The organism is Pseudomonas sp. FIP_A4 (assembly GCF_036701605.1).
In the GTDB taxonomy this organism is placed as follows: domain Bacteria; phylum Pseudomonadota; class Gammaproteobacteria; order Pseudomonadales; family Pseudomonadaceae; genus Stutzerimonas; species Stutzerimonas phenolilytica.
In genome coordinates, this window is the sequence record NZ_JAYDXP010000127.1 from 338,694 (window position 1) to 358,338 (window position 19,645).

Annotated in this window: 20 protein-coding genes; 7 read left to right on the plus strand and 13 right to left on the minus strand. The window is 66.4% G+C overall.

Annotated features, from left to right (window positions below):
• Window positions 1-75: 75 nt before the first annotated feature.
• The 4 genes from U8L64_RS16995 to U8L64_RS17010 all read left to right on the plus strand — a co-directional run bounded on the left by U8L64_RS16995 (window position 76) and on the right by U8L64_RS17010 (window position 3,882).
• A complete protein-coding gene (locus U8L64_RS16995; protein WP_077682162.1) occupies window positions 76-819 on the plus strand; it encodes an RsiV family protein in 744 nt (247 codons plus the stop codon).
• Between the two features lie 133 nt (window positions 820-952).
• Window positions 953-1,216, plus strand: a complete 264-nt coding sequence (gene rpoZ, locus U8L64_RS17000) for a DNA-directed RNA polymerase subunit omega (protein WP_043297764.1) — start codon at window positions 953-955, stop codon at window positions 1,214-1,216.
• A gap of 60 nt (window positions 1,217-1,276) precedes the next feature.
• Window positions 1,277-3,385, plus strand: coding sequence for a bifunctional GTP diphosphokinase/guanosine-3',5'-bis pyrophosphate 3'-pyrophosphohydrolase (spoT, locus tag U8L64_RS17005; RefSeq protein ID WP_043297765.1), 2,109 nt, complete (start codon window positions 1,277-1,279; stop codon window positions 3,383-3,385).
• A gap of 116 nt (window positions 3,386-3,501) precedes the next feature.
• Window positions 3,502-3,882 carry a RidA family protein gene (locus U8L64_RS17010; RefSeq protein ID WP_043297766.1) on the plus strand — a complete coding sequence of 127 codons (381 nt, stop codon included), beginning with the start codon at window positions 3,502-3,504 and terminating at the stop codon, window positions 3,880-3,882.
• Window positions 3,883-3,935: 53 nt separating this feature from the next.
• On the opposite strand, the gene U8L64_RS17015 is transcribed toward U8L64_RS17010, so the two are convergent.
• Both U8L64_RS17015 and U8L64_RS17020 read right to left on the minus strand, forming a co-directional pair.
• The gene (locus U8L64_RS17015; RefSeq protein ID WP_138300509.1) at window positions 3,936-4,499 is read right to left on the minus strand and encodes an OmpA family protein; all 564 of its coding nucleotides are present in this window, start codon (window positions 4,497-4,499) and stop codon (window positions 3,936-3,938) included.
• Window positions 4,496-4,960, minus strand: coding sequence for a FecR domain-containing protein (locus U8L64_RS17020; RefSeq protein ID WP_043297769.1), 465 nt, complete (start codon window positions 4,958-4,960; stop codon window positions 4,496-4,498). The genes U8L64_RS17015 and U8L64_RS17020 overlap by 4 nt, the downstream gene beginning before the upstream one ends.
• 421 nt (window positions 4,961-5,381) lie before the next feature.
• Here U8L64_RS17020 and U8L64_RS17025 point away from each other — a divergent pair, with 421 nt between their 5' ends.
• Window positions 5,382-7,349 (plus strand): AAA family ATPase, encoded by a 1,968-nt coding sequence (locus U8L64_RS17025; protein WP_234302864.1) that lies wholly within the window; start codon window positions 5,382-5,384, stop codon window positions 7,347-7,349.
• A gap of 153 nt (window positions 7,350-7,502) precedes the next feature.
• Here the strand turns inward: U8L64_RS17025 and U8L64_RS17030 are convergent, their stop codons facing one another.
• The 4 genes from U8L64_RS17030 to U8L64_RS17045 all read right to left on the minus strand — a co-directional run bounded on the left by U8L64_RS17030 (window position 7,503) and on the right by U8L64_RS17045 (window position 10,517).
• Complete coding sequence (locus U8L64_RS17030) at window positions 7,503-8,120, minus strand: TPM domain-containing protein (protein WP_077682165.1); 618 nt, start codon at window positions 8,118-8,120, stop codon at window positions 7,503-7,505.
• A 17-nt stretch (window positions 8,121-8,137) separates the two neighbouring features.
• On the minus strand, window positions 8,138-8,884 hold the full coding sequence (locus tag U8L64_RS17035) for a TPM domain-containing protein (RefSeq protein ID WP_333398332.1): 747 nt from the start codon (window positions 8,882-8,884) through the stop codon (window positions 8,138-8,140).
• On the minus strand, window positions 8,881-9,504 hold the full coding sequence (locus U8L64_RS17040) for a LemA family protein (protein ID WP_175415054.1): 624 nt from the start codon (window positions 9,502-9,504) through the stop codon (window positions 8,881-8,883). The genes U8L64_RS17035 and U8L64_RS17040 overlap by 4 nt, the downstream gene beginning before the upstream one ends.
• Window positions 9,505-9,575: 71 nt before the next feature.
• Window positions 9,576-10,517 carry a LysR family transcriptional regulator gene (locus tag U8L64_RS17045; protein ID WP_333398333.1) on the minus strand — a complete coding sequence of 314 codons (942 nt, stop codon included), beginning with the start codon at window positions 10,515-10,517 and terminating at the stop codon, window positions 9,576-9,578.
• A 100-nt stretch (window positions 10,518-10,617) separates the two neighbouring features.
• Here U8L64_RS17045 and U8L64_RS17050 point away from each other — a divergent pair, with 100 nt between their 5' ends.
• Window positions 10,618-11,631, plus strand: coding sequence for a zinc-binding alcohol dehydrogenase family protein (locus U8L64_RS17050; RefSeq protein WP_333398334.1), 1,014 nt, complete (start codon window positions 10,618-10,620; stop codon window positions 11,629-11,631).
• Between the two features lie 17 nt (window positions 11,632-11,648).
• Here U8L64_RS17050 and U8L64_RS17055 read toward each other — a convergent pair whose 3' ends face one another.
• On the minus strand, window positions 11,649-12,872 hold the full coding sequence (locus tag U8L64_RS17055) for a CaiB/BaiF CoA transferase family protein (protein ID WP_333398633.1): 1,224 nt from the start codon (window positions 12,870-12,872) through the stop codon (window positions 11,649-11,651).
• A 65-nt stretch (window positions 12,873-12,937) separates the two neighbouring features.
• Complete coding sequence (locus U8L64_RS17060; protein ID WP_333398335.1) at window positions 12,938-14,119, minus strand: acyl-CoA dehydrogenase; 1,182 nt, start codon at window positions 14,117-14,119, stop codon at window positions 12,938-12,940.
• A gap of 174 nt (window positions 14,120-14,293) precedes the next feature.
• On the opposite strand from U8L64_RS17060, the gene U8L64_RS17065 reads away from it, so the two are divergent.
• On the plus strand, window positions 14,294-15,202 hold the full coding sequence (locus tag U8L64_RS17065; RefSeq protein WP_333398336.1) for a LysR family transcriptional regulator: 909 nt from the start codon (window positions 14,294-14,296) through the stop codon (window positions 15,200-15,202).
• Between the two features lie 151 nt (window positions 15,203-15,353).
• Here U8L64_RS17065 and U8L64_RS17070 read toward each other — a convergent pair whose 3' ends face one another.
• The 5 genes from U8L64_RS17070 to U8L64_RS17090 all read right to left on the minus strand — a co-directional run bounded on the left by U8L64_RS17070 (window position 15,354) and on the right by U8L64_RS17090 (window position 19,491).
• Entirely contained in the window at window positions 15,354-15,728 is a 375-nt protein-coding gene (locus U8L64_RS17070) for a helicase (protein WP_008569595.1), read from the minus strand.
• 137 nt (window positions 15,729-15,865) lie between these two features.
• On the minus strand, window positions 15,866-16,138 hold the full coding sequence (locus tag U8L64_RS17075; RefSeq protein ID WP_043299591.1) for an HU family DNA-binding protein: 273 nt from the start codon (window positions 16,136-16,138) through the stop codon (window positions 15,866-15,868).
• A gap of 154 nt (window positions 16,139-16,292) precedes the next feature.
• Window positions 16,293-17,471, minus strand: a complete 1,179-nt coding sequence (locus U8L64_RS17080; protein WP_333398337.1) for an FAD-dependent oxidoreductase — start codon at window positions 17,469-17,471, stop codon at window positions 16,293-16,295.
• A 32-nt stretch (window positions 17,472-17,503) separates the two neighbouring features.
• Window positions 17,504-17,671, minus strand: coding sequence for a rubredoxin (locus tag U8L64_RS17085; protein WP_234302873.1), 168 nt, complete (start codon window positions 17,669-17,671; stop codon window positions 17,504-17,506).
• A gap of 116 nt (window positions 17,672-17,787) precedes the next feature.
• On the minus strand, window positions 17,788-19,491 hold the full coding sequence (locus tag U8L64_RS17090) for an L-lactate permease (RefSeq protein ID WP_333398338.1): 1,704 nt from the start codon (window positions 19,489-19,491) through the stop codon (window positions 17,788-17,790).
• Window positions 19,492-19,645: the final 154 nt, after the last annotated feature.

Below are 19,645 nucleotides of genomic sequence, written 5' to 3' on the forward strand. Positions count from 1 at the left end.
CGCCCGGATTCGCTCACGGCCGAACTTCAGACACCCGACGAACTCGAAACGGCACCTCACCCCGACAGGCGAACCATGAGCCATCCGACCGCTACCGCACGTTTTCCCGTCTACGCCCTGCTGGCCAGCCTGCTGTTGCTCGGCGCCTGCCAGCACAGCCCATTACAACAAGCGCCGCAGGCCACGCAGCGCCTCACCGAGGAACGTCCGCACGGTTGCGAAGGCGAGGATTGTCCGCTGGTCAATATCGACACGCTGCACTTTGCCGACGAGCCGCAACTCGACCGTCTGATCGACGAGCGCCTGCGTCGCATGACGCTCAACGCACCGGATGCACGGCTGCCGGCGTCGCTGGACGCCTACCAGACCGAGTTCCTGCGCGACGCCGAACCTGGCTGGGCCAGCTATCTGCAGGCCAAGGTGCGTGAGCAACATGGCGACATCACGGTGATCGAGCTGTCCAGCTACCTCTATACCGGAGGCGCCCACGGCATGCCGGGGCGCGGCTTCATCAATTACGACAGCGCACGGCACCGCGAACTGCGCCTGGAAGACCTGCTGATCCCCGGCCAGGAAGGCAATTTCTGGCGCGCCGCCCGCCAGGCCCACCAGCGCTGGTTGACGCAGAACGACCAGGCACAGAACTCCGACTTCCGCGAGCAGTGGCCGTTCCAGCAGACCGCGCATATCGCCCTGCTCGAGGACGGCGTGCTGCTCAAGTATGACGTCTACAGCATCGCGCCTTACTCCAGCGGGCATCCGGAGCTGTTCATTCCGCATGCGCAACTCCAGGGCATTCTCAAGCCGGAATACCTTTGAGCGTGCGCCGACGGGCATCCGCGCCCGCTCCCACGCCCAAACAGCGCTTCCATTCGCGATGGTGATTTTTTAGACTATTCCGTCCGCTCGCCCATCCGGGCCCGCTATACCGCTATTGCTCACGAGGAACACCATGGCCCGCGTTACCGTTGAAGATTGCCTGGACAACGTCGATAACCGCTTCGAGTTGGTCATGCTGGCCACCAAGCGTGCACGCCAGCTGGCGACCGGCGGCAAGGAGCCGAAGGTGGCCTGGGAAAACGACAAGCCGACCGTCGTCGCCCTGCGCGAGATCGCTTCCGGCCTGGTCGACTACGATGTCATTGCACAGGATGAAATCGTCGACGACGAGCCGCTCTTCATCCAGTACGAGGAAGAGCCCAACGAGGCCATCTGATTAAATGCCAGGTCGAAGTCGAACCGCCGAGCCTACATCGCGCCGGCAAGGAGCACAGCCTTGCCAGCCATAGATACGCTTGCCGATCGCCTGTCGACCTACCTCGGCCCGGACCAGGTCAACCTGGTCCGCCGGGCCTACTTCTACGCCGAGCAGGCCCACGACGGGCAGCGCCGGCGCAGCGGTGAAGCGTACGTCACCCATCCCCTCGCGGTAGCCAACATCCTCGCCGACATGCACATGGACCATCAGAGCCTGATGGCCGCAATGCTGCACGACGTCATCGAGGACACCGGCATTCCCAAGGAAGCGCTGGTTGCGCAATTCGGCGAAACCGTTGCCGAACTGGTCGACGGGGTCAGCAAGCTGACCCAGATGAACTTCGAAACCAAGGCCGAGGCGCAGGCCGAAAACTTCCAGAAGATGGCCATGGCCATGGCGCGCGACATCCGCGTCATCCTGGTCAAGCTCGCCGATCGCCTGCACAACATGCGCACCCTCGAAGTGCTGGCCGGCGAGAAACGCCGGCGCATCGCCAAGGAAACCCTGGAAATCTACGCGCCCATCGCCAACCGCCTGGGCATGCACTCGATGCGCGTGGAGTTCGAGGACCTCGGCTTCAAGGCCATGCATCCGATGCGCTCCGAGCGCATTCGCGCCGCGGTGCGGCGCGCCCGCGGCAACCGCAACGAGATCGTCGAGAAGATCGAGCAGTCGTTGATTCACTGCCTCGCGCGCGATGGCCTGGAAGGCGAGGTGATGGGCCGCGAGAAGCACCTGTTCAGCATCTACAAGAAGATGCGCGGCAAGCGCAAGGCATTCAACGAGATCATGGACGTCTACGCCTTCCGCATCGTGGTCGACAAGGTCGATACCTGCTACCGCGTGCTCGGCGCCGTGCACAGCCTGTACAAGCCGCTGCCCGGCCGCTTCAAGGATTACATCGCGATTCCCAAGGCCAACGGCTACCAGTCGCTGCACACCACGCTGTTCGGCATGCACGGCGTGCCCATCGAAATCCAGATCCGCACCCGCGAGATGGAAGAGATGGCCAACAACGGCATCGCCGCGCACTGGCTGTACAAATCCGACGAGAACGACGTGCCCAAGGGTACCCATGCCCGCGCCCGGCAGTGGGTCAAGGGCGTGCTGGAACTGCAGCAGCGCGCCGGCAACTCGCTGGAATTCATCGAGAGCGTGAAGATCGACCTCTTCCCGGACGAGGTCTACGTCTTCACGCCCAAGGGTCGCATCATGGAGCTGCCCAAGGGCTCCACCGCGGTGGACTTCGCCTACGCGGTGCACACCGACGTCGGCAACACTTGCATCGCCTGCCGCGTCAACCGGCGCCTGGCGCCGCTGTCGCAGGCGCTGGAAAGCGGCTCGACGGTGGAAATTGTCACCGCGCCGGGCGCACGGCCGAATCCGGCCTGGCTGAACTTCGTGGTCACCGGCAAGGCGCGCACCCATATCCGCCATGCGCTCAAACTCCAGCGTCGCTCGGAATCCATCAGCCTCGGTGAACGCCTGCTGAACAAGGCACTCACCGGCTTCGAGACCAGCCTGGACAAGATCAGCGCCGAACGCATCCGCCAGGTTCTCGCCGAGTACCACGTCGAATTCATCGAGGATCTGCTCGAGGACATCGGCCTGGGCAATCGCATGGCCTACGTGATCGCCCGGCGCCTGCTGGCCAGCGACGGCGAGCAGGCCCCCAGCGCCGAAGGCCCGCTGGCGATTCGCGGCACCGAGGGCCTGGTACTCAGCTACGCCAAGTGCTGCACGCCGATCCCGGGCGACCCGATCGTCGGCCACCTGTCCGCCGGCAAAGGCATGGTGGTGCATCTGGACACCTGCCGGAACATCGCCGAATTCCGCCACAACCCAGACAAATGCATCCAGCTGTCCTGGGCCAAGGACGTCACCGGCGAATTCAACGTCGAGCTGCGCATCGAGCTGGAGCACCAGCGTGGCCTAATCGCCCTGCTCGCCGGCAGCGTCAACGCCGCCGACGGCAACATTGAGAAGATCGGCATGGACGAGCGCGACGGGCGTGTCAGCGTGGTCCAGCTGGTGGTCAGCGTGCACGATCGCGTGCACCTCGCGCGGGTGATCAAGAAACTGCGCGCAATCAAGGGCGTCACCCGGATCACGCGACTCAGGGCCTGAGTTTCGTCCCGCAAGGCACCGGAGCCGCCAACTCGCACGTCATCGCCGACGGTGGCTGCGGTTGTCACAAGCCATTATGCTGACCGGCCAATTGCCTATTCCGCAGAGGAGTTTCCATGAGCAAGACCGTCATCAACACCGACAAGGCCCCCGCTGCCATCGGCACCTACTCCCAGGCGATCAAGGCCGGCAATACCGTTTACCTGTCCGGCCAGATTCCGCTGGACCCCAAGACGATGGAGCTGGTCGAGGGCTTCGAGGCCCAGGCGGTGCAGGTCTTCGAGAACCTCAAGGCCGTGGCCGAAGCCGCTGGCGGTTCGCTGAAGGATGTCGTCAAGCTCAACATCTTCCTCACTGATCTGGGCAACTTCGCGACCGTCAACGAGGTAATGGGCCGTTACTTCCAGCAACCCTATCCGGCGCGCGCCGCCATTGGCATCGCTGCGCTGCCCAAGGGTTCGCAGGTGGAAATGGACGCGATCCTGGTCATCGACTGACCTGATTGGCGCACCGCCAGCCGGTGCGCCCCCTTCTTCAGCGCAGACCGCGCTCAGCGAATCAAGACCTCGACCCGACGATTGCGCGGCTCGGCGGTCGCATCCGGCGTCGCCACCAGCAGATTGCGCTCGCCGTGACTGGTCACCCGCAACTCCATCGTCTCCAGCCCACGGGCCTTCAACAGCTCGGCAACCGCCTGCGCGCGACGCAGGCCGACCCGCACATTGGCCGCCTCGGCGCCGAGCGTATCGGTATGGCCGATCACCGTAACCACCGGGTAATCGCGACGCCGTACGGCTTCCAGAATCTGCTGCACGACCGCCTCGGCGGCGGCGTCGACTTGGCCGTCGGCGCGCAGCTGGAGCATGTGGCGCTCCGGCAGTGCCGGTTGCGCCGCCAGTGTCCGCTGGAAGTCCCGCTCGCGACGCAACGCGCTCACGCTGAACGGGCGCGCATCGGCCAGCGTCATGCCCTGCCCGGCTTGCGTCAGCTGCGGTGGCTCCTGATCGGCGAGCGCCACGCTGCCGGCGCCAGGCAGCATCACGTAGGAGCGTCCACTGCAACCGGCGAGCACCGCCGCCAGCAGGACCAAGCCCCACCCACGCCAGCCGGTCATCGTTCCACCACCTTCAGCAACATCTGGCCGCCGTGCAGCCGCACACGGCCGTCTGGGGTGTCCACGGCAATGGCGCCCGGTGCCAGACGGGCTATATCGCCGCCGAGCAGATTCAACGTGCCACGCTGCAGGCGCGCATCGAACCGCAACTGATCCTCGGCCGGGGCGAAGCGATAGTCGTCCAGCACCAGCTCGCTGTGCGGACCGAACGAAAGCACACTGCCGTCGCTGAGGATCACGCCCAGCGCGCCGCCTTCGCCGGTGCTCAGCGTTACCCCGGGGATGATCGCCTGGCCGACCCGGGCAGCATTGGTATAACCACGGCTACTGACATAGGCCGCGCCCTCGACGCGGGCCACATGCCCGCTGGGCTCGGGCAGGTCGGTTGCAGCGGCCGTAGCCAGCCACAACGCCGGCAAACCGGCCACGCAGCGCAACAGCTTCAGGTGCGGATCGTTCATCGGTCTCTCGAATCGACAGCTAGCGGAACGGCAATGATTAAGCCGAACCACTAAGGCAGTCGAAATCGGCAAAAGATTCCGCAGCGCCGCATGCAATCGCACCGGCGCGAGCGGTGTCGGGTCTGCATACGCTCTTGCTCCCAAGAGCACGAAAGGGTTCCGTCGACGACCTGTCATTCGTCGCAAACCTGCCGTCCGTTCGTCGCGTGACGGTCCGGGCGACCTCGCTTGCCGTATCCTCGCCGCTGGCGGTTGATTAAAAACCGACCAGCGGTCTGGCACAGAACAGCATCCATAAGCTAGCGACCGCACGCACAGCGTGCTGTGCGCCGGCGGGTTTCGCCCGCATCAGAAAACTGTGGTCTGCCCTGTCGGGCAGTGTTTTTATCGACGCGTCGGGCCTGCCCCGATTGGATGTGAAATGAAGAAACCACGTTTGCACCAGGGCCGTCCGGGTCTTGCGCTGTCCATGTTCGCCCTGCTGCTGCTCGCAGTGCTGGCTTTCTGGGCGACTCGTCCCGCCACACCCGTGCAACCGCCGGCCGCCGGTTCCGCGGCCGCCATGCTGGCCGAACTGCAGACCTCGCGCGAAAGCTGGGAAGCCCATCGCGGCGACCTCTCCCGACTGCTCGCCGACCTGCGCGACGGCGCCATCGCCAGCGCCGCACTGGGCGCCGACGCGGTTTACATCAGCGCCCGCGACGGCCAGCGCTACTGGGTGCCGGAGCAGTCCGGGCAGGTCGCCGCACTGCTGCTCGACCACTACGCCAGCAGCGGCGAGCTGTTTCCGTTGACGCTGTTCGAAACCGCGGCGGACAAGCCGTTCTACCTGTCCCTGCTGCCCTACTCGCCCATGGTCCTGCTGCTGCTCGGCGGCGCGCTGTTCTTCATCCTCAAGACCCGCGGCTTCGAGGTACAGCGCAAGGGCAGCGGCGTGACCTTCGCCGATGTCATCGGCGCCGCGGAGGCCAAGCAGGCGCTCGCCGATGTCACCGCTTACCTGCGCGATCCGGCCGCCTACGCGCGCCTCGGTGCACGGCCGCCCAAGGGCGTGCTGCTGACCGGCGAGCCCGGCACCGGCAAGACCCAGCTGGCCAAGGCACTGGCCAGCGAATCGAATGCCAGTTTCATCCAGGTGACCGGCAGCGACTTTTCCTCGATGTACTTCGGCGTCGGCATCCAGAAAGTCAAGGCGTTGTTCCGCACCGCGCGCAAGCAGGCGCCGTGCATCATCTTCATCGACGAGATCGACGGCATCGGCAAGCGCGCCGAACAGCAACGCTCCAGCGATGCCGAGAGCAACCGCATCATCAACCAGTTCCTCGCCGAGCTGGACGGCTTCGACGGCGCCAGCGGCGTGCTGGTGCTGGGCGCGACCAACTTCCCCAACTCGCTCGACCCGGCGCTGGTGCGCGAGGGCCGTTTCGACCGCAGCATCGCTGTCGGTCTGCCGGGGCTGGACGACCGCGAGGCGCTGTTTCGCCTGTACGCCGGGCGGATCAGCGCCGCCAGCGATCTGGACTTCCCCCAGTTGGCACGCAACAGCGTAGGGCTGACGCCAGCGGCCATCGCCTACATCGTCAACCATGCCGCTCTGCTGGCGGCCCGCACGGGCGCCACGCAGGTCGACATGGGCCACTTCGTCGATGCCGTCGAAACCTGCCGCATCGGCGAACAGCCGTCGGGCGTGACGCCGATGTCGCCGACCGACCGCAAGCGCATCGCCGTGCACGAGGCCGGCCACGCGCTGGTGGCAGCCGAACTCAAGGTCGGCCGGGTAGAGAAGGTCACCATCCTGCCGCGCGGCCAGGCGCTGGGCGTGACCCTGGTGACGCCGGTGGAGGACAAGCGCCTGCACATGGAGTCCGAGCTGCGCGCGCGCATCCAGATGCTGCTGGCCGGGCGCTGCGCCGAGCAGCTGTACTTCCATGAGGTCTCGTCCGGTGCCGGGCAGGACCTGCAGGAGGCCTCGAAGATCGCCCTGTCGATGGTCGGCGCGCTGGGCATGGGGCCGAAAGGCTCGCTGCTCAGCCTGCAGGCGGTGCGTGATGCGCACATCGAGTTCGACTCGGGCGACACCATCCGCGCCGCCGATGATCTGCTCCGCCAGCTCGAACGTGACTGCCAGGCACTGCTGCAGCGGCTGCGGCCGGCGCTGGACGAGGTGTCCGCGCGGCTGCTGGCCAGCGAAACCGTGCCCGGCGAAGAGGTGCTGGCGGCTATCGAGCGGCTGCCCGCGCATCACCGCGACGCCAGCATCAGCAGCATCGGCGGCCAGATCGGCACCCTCGATCGCGTCGCCGCCAGCACGCTGGAGCATGCTGAGCACTTCGAGCTCTCGCCTGCGCCACAGGACAAGCCGTGCGACGACGGGCCGGGGATGGCCTGAGGCCGGCGCGAGGCGCACCTCGGGAACGGGTTCGGTGGAAAAGCGCTGCGCGCGCTTTCCACCCTACGCAACCTGTGCCTGGACGTAGGGTGGGCAACGGCGGCGCAGCCTTGCCCATCGCGGCAATGGCTGCGGTGGCCCCCTCGAACGCCGCTAGTCCAGCACCACCAGCCGATTGGGCAGCTCGTTGCGCGCATGGGTGGCCGGCACATGCCGCGCCAGCAGCGCGCCGGCCGACTCGATGCAGCCGAGGAAGCCCTCGAGCACCCGGCCCTGCTTCACCCGTTCGGTGAAGGCGGCGACAATCGTCTCCCAGGCGGCATTGTCGATACGGCTGGCGATGCCGCGGTCGACGAGGATCTCCACATAACGCTCCGCCTCGCTGACGAAGATCAGCACGCCGGTATCGGCCTCGGTGTGATGCAGGTTCAGCTCGATGAACTGCCGTCGCGCCAGGTTGCAGGCCCGCCAGTTGCGCACGGCGCGCGGAATCAGCCGACTGGTCAGCGCCGGCGCGCGGAACGCCACGGCCAGCACGAGAAACGTCGCCCATTGCACCAGCAGCTGCTGCCAGGCATTCAGCCAGCCGCCGAAGAACAGCAACGCGCCGGGCAGCAGCAAGGCGATCAGGCTTGCCCAGAGCAGCGGAATGTAGCGGTAGTCGTCGGCCTGGGCGGCCAGCACAGTCACCACCTCGGCATCGGTGTCGCGCTCGATGCGCTCGATCGCCGCGGCTACCTGTTGCAGCTCGCTCTCGCTCAGTAAGGTCATTACGCGTCCATCGTTGATTACCAGCCACCAGAGGCACCGCCGCCGCCGAAGCCGCCGCCCCCTCCGCCAAAACCTCCACCGCCGCCGAAGCCGCCCCCACCGCCGCGACCCATGCCACCCAGCAACGCGCCGAGCAGCAGCGCGCGGCGACCACCGCGCCCGCCACGACCGCCGCCGATGAGGAAGATCGCCACCAGCATCAGGAAGAATCCGAGGATGCCCAGGCCGCCGGGCTCCTGCGAACCCATCGGCATTGCCGGGCGCAGTGCCGCGCTTTGCAGCGGATCGCCGCCGAGCACCTGGATCATCGCCTCGGCGCCGGCGCTGATGCCTCGCGCAAAATCGCCCTCGCGAAAGGCCGGCACGATGATGCCGTTGATGATCAGCGAAGATTGCGCATCGGTCAGCCGCCCTTCCAGGCCATAGCCGACCTCGATGCGCACTCGCCGTTCGTCGCGCGCCACGATCAGCAGCGCGCCGTTATCCTCGCCGCGCTGACCGATCCCCCAGGCGCGTCCCAGCGCCACGCCAAACTCCTCGATACTGCGGCCCTGCAGATCCGGCACGGTCACGACCACCACCTGCTCGGTGGTGGCCTGCTCGTGCGCGGCGAGCATGCGCGTCAGGCGCGCCTCGGTCGCGGCGTCGAGCAGCTCGGCGCCATCCACCACCCGACCGCTCAGCCCCGGCAACGCCAGCGGCTGCGCGGCGACGCCCGCCGCCCAGAACAGCAGGCCGAGCAGCAGAACCGACGCGAATCTCACTGGAACTTCACTTGCGGCGCCTGTTCGGCGTTCTGGGCGGTGGCCTCGAAGGTTTCGCGGATCGGCATGTCGCTGTACATCAGCGTGTGCCAGATGCGCCCGGGGAAGGTGCGAATCTCGGTGTTGTAGCGTTCGACCGCGGCAATGAAGTCACGCCGTGCCACGGCGATGCGGTTCTCGGTGCCTTCGAGCTGCGATTGCAAGGCGAGGAAGTTCTGGTTGGATTTCAGCTCCGGGTAGCGCTCGGAGACCACCATCAGGCGACTCAGCGCACCGGTCAGCTGGTTCTGCGCCTGCTGGAACTGCTGCAGCTGCTCGGGATTGTCCAGGGTGCTGGCGTCCACCTGGATGGAGGTGGCCTTGGCCCGCGCCTCGATCACTGCGGTCAGGGTTTCCTGCTCCTGGCGGGCGAAGCCCTTGACTGTCTCCACCAGGTTGGGGATCAGGTCGGCGCGGCGCTGATACTGGTTCTCCACCTGCGCCCAGGCGGATTTCACCTGCTCGTCGTACTGCGGAATGTTGTTGATGCCGCAGCCGCTGAGCAGCGCGGAGAAAAACAGCAAAATCGCCAGTTGCCAGGTAGATCTGAAGCGCTGCGTCTGCATGATCCGCTCGTCCATTTCAGTGGTGGGTTACTGCATAAGGATAACCAAGCGCCGGCAGAGTTCAGGCGGACCGATTGCCGCTGCGCCTAGGCACCAGCCAGAACGTAAGCACCATTGCGCCAGGGCGCCTGCGCCAGCAGTGCCGAACAGCGCGTTTGCAGATAGTCGTGCAGCAGCCGTACCGGCTTGCCGAGCTGCGCGCGATGGGCGCAGAGCAGGCTGAGCGGCGCCGCCTCGCCGAGACAGTCTGGCAACAGCACCTGTAGACGGCCCGCGGCCACGTCGTCGGCGATATCCAGCCAGGACTTGTAGGCCAGCCCACCGCCGGCCAGCGCCCAGCGCCGCACCACGTCGGCATCGTCGCTGACCCGATCACCGCTGACCTGCACGGTGAGCGCCCGCCGTCCCTCCTGAAAGCACCAGCGGTCGTGCACACGTCCGGCGAGCATGAAGCGCAGGCAGTTGTGCCCGGCCAGTTCGTCAAGCCGCTGCGGCGCGCCGTGGCGCCGCAGGTAGGCCGGCGCAGCGCACAGCACACGGCGATTGCCAGCCGCCACCGGCAGCGCCACCAGGTTCGAATCCTGCGGTTCGCCGTAACGCAGGACCAGGTCCACCGGCTGGCGGAACAGATCGGTCAACCCGTCGCCCAGCAGTAGGCGCAGCTGCAACTGCGGATGGCGCGCCTGGAATTCGTCGAGCCAGGGCAGCAGCACGTTGCGCCCGAAGTCGGACGGCGCCGACAGCTGCAGCACACCACTGATCGCCTCACGCCCGCCAGCGAGCGCCTGGGCGCCCTCGTGCAGGCTGGCCAGTGCTGCCCGGGCATGCAGCAGATACGCCTCTCCCTCGGCGGTCAGACGCAGGCTGCGGGTGGAGCGCACGAACAGTCGCGCGCCCAGGCTCGCCTCCAGGCGCTTCAAGGCCGCACTGGCCACCGCCGGCGACACGTCGAGCCCGCGCGCGGCGGCGGAAAGGCTGCCACTGTCGGCGGTACGGACGAACAGCTGCAGGTCGTCGATACGCAGCATTTTCAAAATCCTGTTGAAAGAGCCTCGCTTATCGCCCCGTTTTTCCGCCGCGTCAAATAGCTGAGCATGCCCCTCCACCGAATCCATACGGAGCAACAGCATGAAAGCGGTCGCCTACTCTGAATCCCTCGCCATCGACGATCCCCGCGCGCTGCAGGACGTGGAACTGCCCGAGCCGGTGCCCGGCCCGCGCGATCTGCTGGTGGAGGTGCGCGCCGTTTCGGTCAATCCGGTGGATACCAAGGTACGCCGCAACACCCAGCCCGAGGCCGGTCAGCCGAAGGTGCTGGGCTGGGACGTCGCCGGCGTGGTCGTCGGGGTGGGCAGCGAAGTCAGCCTGTTCAAGGTCGGCGACGAGGTGTTCTACGCCGGCTCCATCGCTCGCGCCGGTGGCAACAGCGAACGCCATCTGGTGGACGAGCGCATCGCCGGGCGCAAGCCGCGGAGCCTGAGCTTTGCCGAGGCCGCCGCACTGCCGCTGACTGCCATCACCGCCTGGGAGCTACTATTCGAACGCCTGCAACTGGTGGAAGGCCAGGGCGCCGGGCAGCAGTTGCTGATCGTCGGTGCCGCCGGCGGCGTCGGTTCGATCATGCTGCAGCTGGCCCGTCAGCTCACGAAGGTCAGCGTGATCGCCACTGCCTCGCGCCCGGAAACCCAGGCCTGGGCCCGCGAACTCGGCGCCCATCATGTCATCGACCATAGCCAGCCGCTGCACACCGAGCTGCAGCGCGCCGGTTTCGCCAGCGTCAGCCATGTCGCCAGCCTGACCCAGACCGATCAGCATTTCGACCAGCTGGTCGAGGCACTGACGCCGCAGGGCCGCCTGGCGCTCATCGACGATCCGGCCCAGCCGCTGGACGTGATGAAGCTCAAGCGCAAAAGCCTGTCGCTGCACTGGGAGCTGATGTTCACCCGTTCGCTGTTCGAGACCCCGGACATGATCGAGCAGCACCACCTGCTGCAGCGCGTCAGCCAGCTGGTCGATCTGGGCGTGCTGCGCACCACCCTCGGCGAGCACTTCGGCACCATCAATGCGGCCAACCTGCGCCGCGCCCATGCCCTGCTGGAAAGCGGCAAGGCCAAGGGCAAGATCGTGCTGGAAGGCTTCTGAGCTAGATAGCCTCCAGGCTAGATCACTCCGGCCGCGCGCAGGCCGGCGATCTGCTCGTCGTTCATGCCCAGCAGCCGCTGCAACAGCGCCTCGCTGTGCTCGCCGAGCAGTGGTGGCGGGTTGCGGTACGCCACTGGCGAAGCGGACAGCCGCAGCGGGCTGGCCACCTGCGGCACACGCCCGGCCAGCGGGTGCGGCATCTCGACGTTCAGCCCGCGATGCTGCACCTGCGGGTCGGCGAATACCTGGGCCAGGTCGTTGATCGGCCCGCAGGGCACGCCGGCCTGCTCGAGCGCACCGACCCATTCGGCCGTGGTGCGGAACACCGTGACCTGGCGGATCAGCGGAATCAGCTCGGCGCGATGGGCGACCCGCGCGCGATTGGTGGCGAAGCGGGCATCGGCCGCCCACTCGGGACGCCCGGCCACCTCGCAGAACTTGCGAAACTGACCGTCGTTGCCGACGGTGAGGATGATGTCGCCGTCGGCAGTGGGGAAATCCTGATAGGGCACGATGTTCGGATGGGCATTGCCCATGCGCCTGGGCGCCACGCCGGTGGTGAGGTAGTTGAGCGCCTGGTTGCCGAGGCAGGCGACCTGCACGTCGAGCAGCGCCGTGTCGATATGCTGGCCCTCGCCGCTGCGTTCGCGATGTGCCAGCGCAGCGAGCACGCCAACGGTGGCGTACAGGCCGGTGAGGATATCGGTCAGCGCCACGCCGACCTTCACCGGCCCGGCGCCCTCCTCCGCATCGCTGCGGCCGGTCAGGCTCATCAGCCCGCCGAGGCCCTGGATCATGAAGTCGTAACCGGCGCGTGTGGCGTAGGGGCCGTCCTGGCCGAAACCGGTGATCGAGCAATAGATCAGCCGCGGATTGATCGCCTTCAGGCTTTCGTAATCCAACCCGTAGGCGGCCAGCCCGCCGACCTTGAAGTTCTCCAGCAGCACATCGCACTGCGCCACCAGCTCGCGGATGATGCGCTGGCCCTCGGGCCGGGTGAAGTCGACGGTCAGCGACTGCTTGTTGCGGTTGGCGGTCAGGTAATAGGCCGCCTCCGAGGTGTTCTCGCCGTGTTGGTCCTGGAGATAGGGCGGGCCCCAATGGCGGGTATCGTCGCCCGTGCCAGGGCGCTCGACCTTGATCACCTCGGCGCCGAGATCACCGAGGATCTGCCCGCACCAGGGCCCGGCGAGCACGCGCGACAGGTCGAGAACACGGATATGGGACAAGGCGCCGGGCATGGACGAAACCTCGAAGGCTATTGGACGGAGCAAGCACCCTCTCCTTCTGGGAGAGGGGTGCAGTTTCAGAAGAACGCCTGGATGCCGGTCTGCGCGCGGCCGAGGATCAGTGCATGCACATCGTGGGTGCCCTCGTAGGTGTTCACCACCTCCAGGTTGACCAGGTGCCGGGCCACGCCGAACTCGTCGCTGATGCCATTGCCGCCCATCATGTCGCGCGCCATGCGCGCCACGTCGAGTGCCTTGCCGCAGCTGTTGCGCTTCATGATCGAGGTGATTTCCACCGCGGCGGTGCCCTCGTCCTTCATGCGGCCGAGGCGCAGGCAACCCTGCAGGGCCAGGGTGATCTCGGTCTGCATGTCGGCCAGCTTCTTCTGGATCAGCTGGTTGGCCGCCAGCGGCCGACCGAACTGCTGGCGGTCGAGCACGTACTGGCGCGCGGTGTACCAGCAGAACTCGGCGGCGCCCAGTGCACCCCAGCTGATGCCGTAGCGGGCACTGTTCAGGCAGGTGAACGGCCCCTTCAGCCCGCGCACATCGGGGAAGGCGTTCTCTTCCGGGCAGAACACGTTGTCCATGACGATCTCGCCGGTGATCGAGGCGCGCAGGCCGACTTTTCCGTGAATCGTCGGGGCGGACAGCCCTTCCCAGCCCTTTTCCAGCACGAAGCCGCGAATCTCGCCGGCGTCATCCTTGGCCCAGACCACGAAGACATCGGCGATCGGGCTGTTGGTGATCCACATCTTGCTGCCGGACAGGCGATAGCCGCCGTCGACCTTTTTCGCCCGGGTGACCATCGAGCCAGGGTCGGAGCCGTGGTTCGGCTCGGTGAGGCCGAAGCAGCCGATGTATTCGCCGCTGGCCAGCTTGGGCAGGTACTTCTGCCTGGTCGCCTCGCTGCCGAACTCATGGATCGGCACCATCACCAGCGAGGACTGCACGCTCATCATCGAGCGGTAGCCCGAATCGATGCGCTCGACCTCGCGGGCGATCAGGCCGTAGCACACGTAGTTCAGCCCGCTGCCGCCGTAGGCTTCGGGAATGGTCGCGCCGAGCAGGCCGGTCTCGCCCATCTCGCGAAAGATCGCCGGATCGGTGCGCTCATGGCGGAAGGCTTCCAGCACCCGCGGCGCCAGCTTGTCGGCGGCGAACTGCGCGGCGCTGGCCTGCACCATGCGCTCTTCTTCGGTCAGCTGCTGGTCGAGCAGCAGCGGGTCGATCCAGTTGAAGCTTGCTTTGCCGGCCATTCGGGGGCTCCTCTTGTTGTCTTCGGCACCGCGGGCGCGCGGGCGGGATGAGCTGATCCTAGGCGCCGCGACGGTGCGTCGCAAACGAGGATTTCGCACCAAGCTGTGCGTTTTGATCACTCCGAGATAAGCTCCGGGTCCATTATCAGGCTTATCCCGTGAGGTCTTTGCATAATGCGCCGCAAGATCCCTAGTACCGCCGCGCTGATCGCCTTCGAGGCCGCCGCCCGCCACGAGAGCTTCACCCGCGCGGCCGACGAGCTGGCGCTGACCCAGAGCGCCATCTGCCGGCAGATCGGCGGGCTGGAGGAATTCCTCGGCCTGGCGCTGTTCCGCCGTTCGCGGCGCGGCGTGAAGCTCACCGCCGCCGGCCAGTCCTACGCCCGCCGCATCGCCGCGCAGCTGGACGCGGTGGAGCGCGACACGCTGTCGGTGATGGGCCAGCAGGGCGCCATGAGCCTGGAGCTGGCCGTGGTGCCGACCTTCGGCACTCAGTGGCTGGTGCCGCGCCTCAGGCATTTCCAGGCGCTGCATCCGGAAATCACGGTGAACCTGACCAACCGCACCCGGCCCTTTCTCTTTGCCGATACCGAGTTCGATGCTGCCATCTATTTCGGCGATGCCGACTGGTCCGGTACCGAGGCGTACTACCTGATGCCCGAGGACCTGCAGCCAGTCTGCAGCCCCGCCCTGCTGCGCGACGGTCAGCCGTTCACGCCCCAGGCCCTGGCCGAACTGCCGCTGCTGCAGCAGACCACCCGGCCCTACGCCTGGCGCCAGTGGTTCGATTCGCTGGGGCTTAAAGTCGCCCGCGACATGACCGGCCCGCGGCTGGAGCTGTTCTCCATGCTGGCGCAGGCGGCCGAGCATGGCATGGGCGTGGCGCTGATTCCGCAGTTCCTGATCCAGCGCGAGCTGGCCGAGAGGCGCTTGGTGCTGGCGCACCCGCACGCCTACCGCAGCGAGACGCGGGCCTATTACCTGATGGTTCCGGAGCGCAAGGTGGAGTCGGCGAGTTTGGTGGCGTTTCGGGACTGGTTGACGGATGAAGCGAGGGTTTGGCGGGAGCAGGACGGGGCATAGTGCCGCAGACCGACTTATCGGCGAATGCTGGAGCCTGTGCCTCGGCCGTGCCGAGGAAAGCGCGGCGTCGTTCGCCGGCAGGGACGCCCTACGAGGTGGAAAACGCTACGCGGTTCTCCACCCTACGGTTCTTGAAGGTGCCGCGGCAGGGTTACTTCTTCTTACGAGGCTTCAGGTATTTGGTCAGCCCCTGAAACCACATCACCAGCGCCGGATTCCCCTGAATCTGGATGTTCTTGTCCTGAATCCCCTGCATGAACGCCAGCTGCTTGTTCTTCGCCGTCATGGTCTCGAACCCATAGTCCGCATCCCTGAAGCCCAGCGAAAACGCCGGCTCGCTCGCCGGGCCGCTTTTGCTGGTGACGCGCTGGTCGCGCACGACGAAATGCCGCGCCACCTTGCCGTCGAGGGTATGCAGCTGGAAGGTCAGGTCCTTGTCGCCCAGCTGCTGCTGGAACTCGGGGTTGGTACGGCTGGCCTTGGCCATCAGGCGGCCCAGCATCCAAAGCAGGAAACGGAATTTCATGGTGACGTCCGACCGATACGAGGAAAAGGCCGCATTGTAGAGGCTGGATCGGCAGGCGAAAGTGCGGGTACGGCGGGGTCGGTGAGCGACCGGACGGTCAGTTGACCCGGAGCCGCTGGGGCTCCGGGTGGCGCACGTCAGCTGACGGCGTCCTTGAGCATCTTGCCGGGCTTGAATGCCACGGTGTTGCTGGCCTTGATGGTGACCGGCTCGCCGGTCTGCGGGTTCTTGCCGGTGCGGGCGCCGCGATGGCGTGGTACGAAGGTGCCGAAGCCGACCAGGGTCACGCTGTCCTTGCGGTGCAGCGCATTGGTGATTTCATCGAGCACGGCGTTGAGTACACGATTGGCCTGATCCCTGGAAAGGTCGGCCTTCTCGGCGATGGCTGCGGCGAGTTCCGGTTTGCGCATTGGAAGCCTCTGAGACTTTGTTGTTGTTGTGTCCTGCTGCTCCGAGGAACAGCGTTCTAAGGCGCTGCGACGGCTCTAGACCGGGCAGACGCGTCGAGAATGGCATGCTGCTAGCACCTGCGCCAGTCTTCTACGACTCAAGTCCGATCCCGGCTCAGGCCTTTAGCGACAGAACTTGCGGCAGTTCCGCCAATACCGGAGGAAGCTGCCGATTCAGCGCCATCCGCTCCTGCGTTGCCGCGCCTGTCAGAGCATAGCCGAGCAGCTGGCCGGAGGGCCCCAGATAGCGTGCACGCACGTCGGCGCCCTGGGCCTCCACGGACCAGTGGCCGTCGGCGCCAACGGCCGGCGGCGAGACCACCAGCGGGCATACCGGCGTCTTGACCGTGACCGGCATGGCACCGTAGCTGACCATCGTCGGGGTGCCCGCCAGCGTCCTGGCCAGTGCGCGCACGCCGCTCATCAGCGGCATCACGTAGAGCAGGCTGAGCCCTTCCACTTCGGCGCAGTCGCCCAGTGCGTAGATGTGCGGCTGCGAGGTCTGCAGCAGCCGATCGACGACGATGCCGCGCGCCACCTGCAGACCGGCCTGGGCGGCCAGTTCGGTGCGCGGTCGCAGGCCGACGGCGCTCACCACCAGGTCGCAGCTCAGCGTCTGCCCATCCGAGAGACGCGCTTGCAGGCCGTCGCCCGTGCGATCGAGGCGTTGCAGTACCGGCCCCAGGTGAAAGCGCGCGCCGAGCTGCTGCAGCCCGCCCTGCACCGCGGTGGCGGCCTCGAGCGGCAGCAGCCCGGGCATGATCTGTGTGCTCGGCGCGACCACGTCGACCTGATAGCCGCCGGTCAGCAGGTCGTTGGCGAATTCGCAGCCGATCAGCCCGGCGCCGAGAATCAGCACACGCCGCTTGCCCTGCGCCGCCGTGCGGAAACGGCGGTAATCGTGCAGGTCGTTGATAGGGAAGATCGCGTCCTGCGCATCGCCCTCGACCGGCACGCGAATGGTCTGCGCGCCCCAGGCCAGCACCAGATCGCGATAGGCCACCGGCTCGTTGTCGATCCAGATGCGGCGCGCCGCGGGCTCGAGGCGGGTGACCCGGGTGTGGGTGCGGATTTCGGCATTGAGCTTCTCGGCCATCTCGCCGGCATCGGCCTGGCCCAGGCCGTCGGCGTCCTTGCCCATGGCGAAGCCGGTGGACAGCAGCGGTTTGGAATAGGATCGCCCGTCATCGCTGGTGATCAGCAGCAGCGGCGTCGCGCTGTCGAGCTTGCGCAGCTCGCGCGCCAGGTTGTAGCCGGCCAGGCCGGTGCCGATGATCACGATAGGTGCTGTCACGTTGTCCTCCTCGTTGTAGTGCGAAGCGTGGCTCAGGCGACCACGACCATCTCGAAATCCACCTTGCCGACGCCGCAGTCGGGGCAGGTCCAGTCTTCCGGTACGTCTTCCCAGCGGGTGCCCGGCGCGATGCCCTCCTCGGGCAACCCGGCCGCTTCGTCATAGATGAATCCGCACACCACGCACTGCCATTTGTTCATTCCGGACCTCGATACTGTATTCATCGAACCGCACGCTATACGAGCACGCGCGGACTTGCCATGCCACGAACGAAACGGGCGGCCAAGGCCGCCCGTCGCTCAGGGTTGCTGCGTACTCAGCGGGCGACGCCCACCAGCGGATCGGTGATACCCAGTACGTAGAAGCCTAGCAGGCCGATGCTGCCAGCCAGGACGAGGTAATACAGCGTCGGCAGCATGGTCTTGCGCAGGGTGATGCCTTCGCGCCCGAGCAGGCCCACGGTAGCCGAAGCCGCGACCACGTTGTGGATGGCGATCATGTTGCCCGCCGCCGCGCCCACCGACTGCAGCGCCACCATCAGCGCACCGGACAGACCCAGCAGGCCCGCGGTGTTGAACTGGAACTGCGAGAGCATCAGGTTCGACACGGTGTTGGAACCGGCGATGAACGCGCCCAGCGCACCCACGGCCGGCGCGAAGAACGGATACACCGAACCCACGCTGTCGGCCACCAGCTGCGCCATCGCCACCGGCATCGACACCAGATCGGAGCCGTTGACCCCCGAGTTGATCAGGATACGCACCATCGGAATGGTGAAGATCAGCACGAAGCCCGCGCCGAGCAGCGTCCGGCTCGACTCGTTGATCGCCGCACCCAGCTCGCGCGCGCTCATGCGATGCAGGAAGAAGGTGATCGCCACGACGATGCAGAGGATCCCGCCCGGCAGGTAGATCGGTTCGATGGCACCGGAAACGCCAGCCTCGCCGAGGATGTCCTTCCAGCCGAAGCTGATGCCCACCAGCGCGGCCTTGACGTCCGGGAACACCCGCGAGATCACCAGGAACGCCGCCAGCAGCAGGTACGGCGCCCAGGCCATCGGCACGGAGACCGGCGTCTTGCCGGCCACGTCCTCGATCTTCATCTCGATCTTGCCCATCCACTCCGCCGGCCACTCGCTGGCCGGGGCAAAGTCCCAGCTCTGCTTGGGCAGCAGGAAGCCGGCCTTGGCCGCCGGTACGACGATGGCCAGACCGACCAGAGCACCGATGATCGAGGGGAACTCCGGACCGAGGAACACGCCGGCAGCGGCGTACGGAATTACGAAGCTCAGGCCGGTGAAGATGGCGAACGGCGCCACCACCAGCCCTTCCGACCAGGACTTATTGCGGCCGAAGAAGCGCGTCATGATGCTGATCATGATCAGCGGCATGAGAATCCCGCACAGGCCGTGGATGATCGCCACCCGTGAGAAGATCAGGTGGAAGAACACGTCCCAGTTGCTGCCGACGCTCGCCAGCTGCGCGCTGATACCACTCTTGTCCAGACCGGCACCGACGCCGACCAGAATCGGCGTGCCCACCGCGCCGAAGGACACCGGCGTGGACTGCACGATCATCCCCAGCACCACCGCGGCCAAGGCCGGGAAGCCCAGCGCCACCAGCAACGGCGCCGCCACCGCCGCCGGCGTACCGAAGCCGGAGGCCCCTTCGATGAAGCATCCGAACAGCCAGGCCACGATCAGCGCCTGCACGCGGCGGTCGGGACTGACGTTAGAGAAGCCGCGACGGATCGCCGAGATGCCTCCCGAGTGCTTGAGCGTGTTCAGCAGCAGAATCGCACCGAAGATGATCCAGAGGATCGCCGCGGTGAGGATCAACCCTTGCAAGGTAGAAGCGATGACCCGGTTGAGGGTCATGTCCCAGGCCAGCAGGCCGATCAGCGCAGTGAGGACGAAAACCAGCGGCATCGCGTACTTGGCCGGCCAACGAAAGCCGATCAGCAGGACACCCGCCAGCACCAGCGGCACGAAGGCCAGTATGGACAGTAGTGTTTGACTCATTAGTAGTCCCTGTTTTTGTTGTGAACCGCTTTTCTTATGTCCGGGCAAGCCCGGTGCCTTGCATGGAACCCCGCGCCGTCACAGCCTACGGCCGTCGCAGTTGCGGACCCCCCGGGTGCCTGCCGAACTGCCTGGCAGATCCCCATGCTCGAAA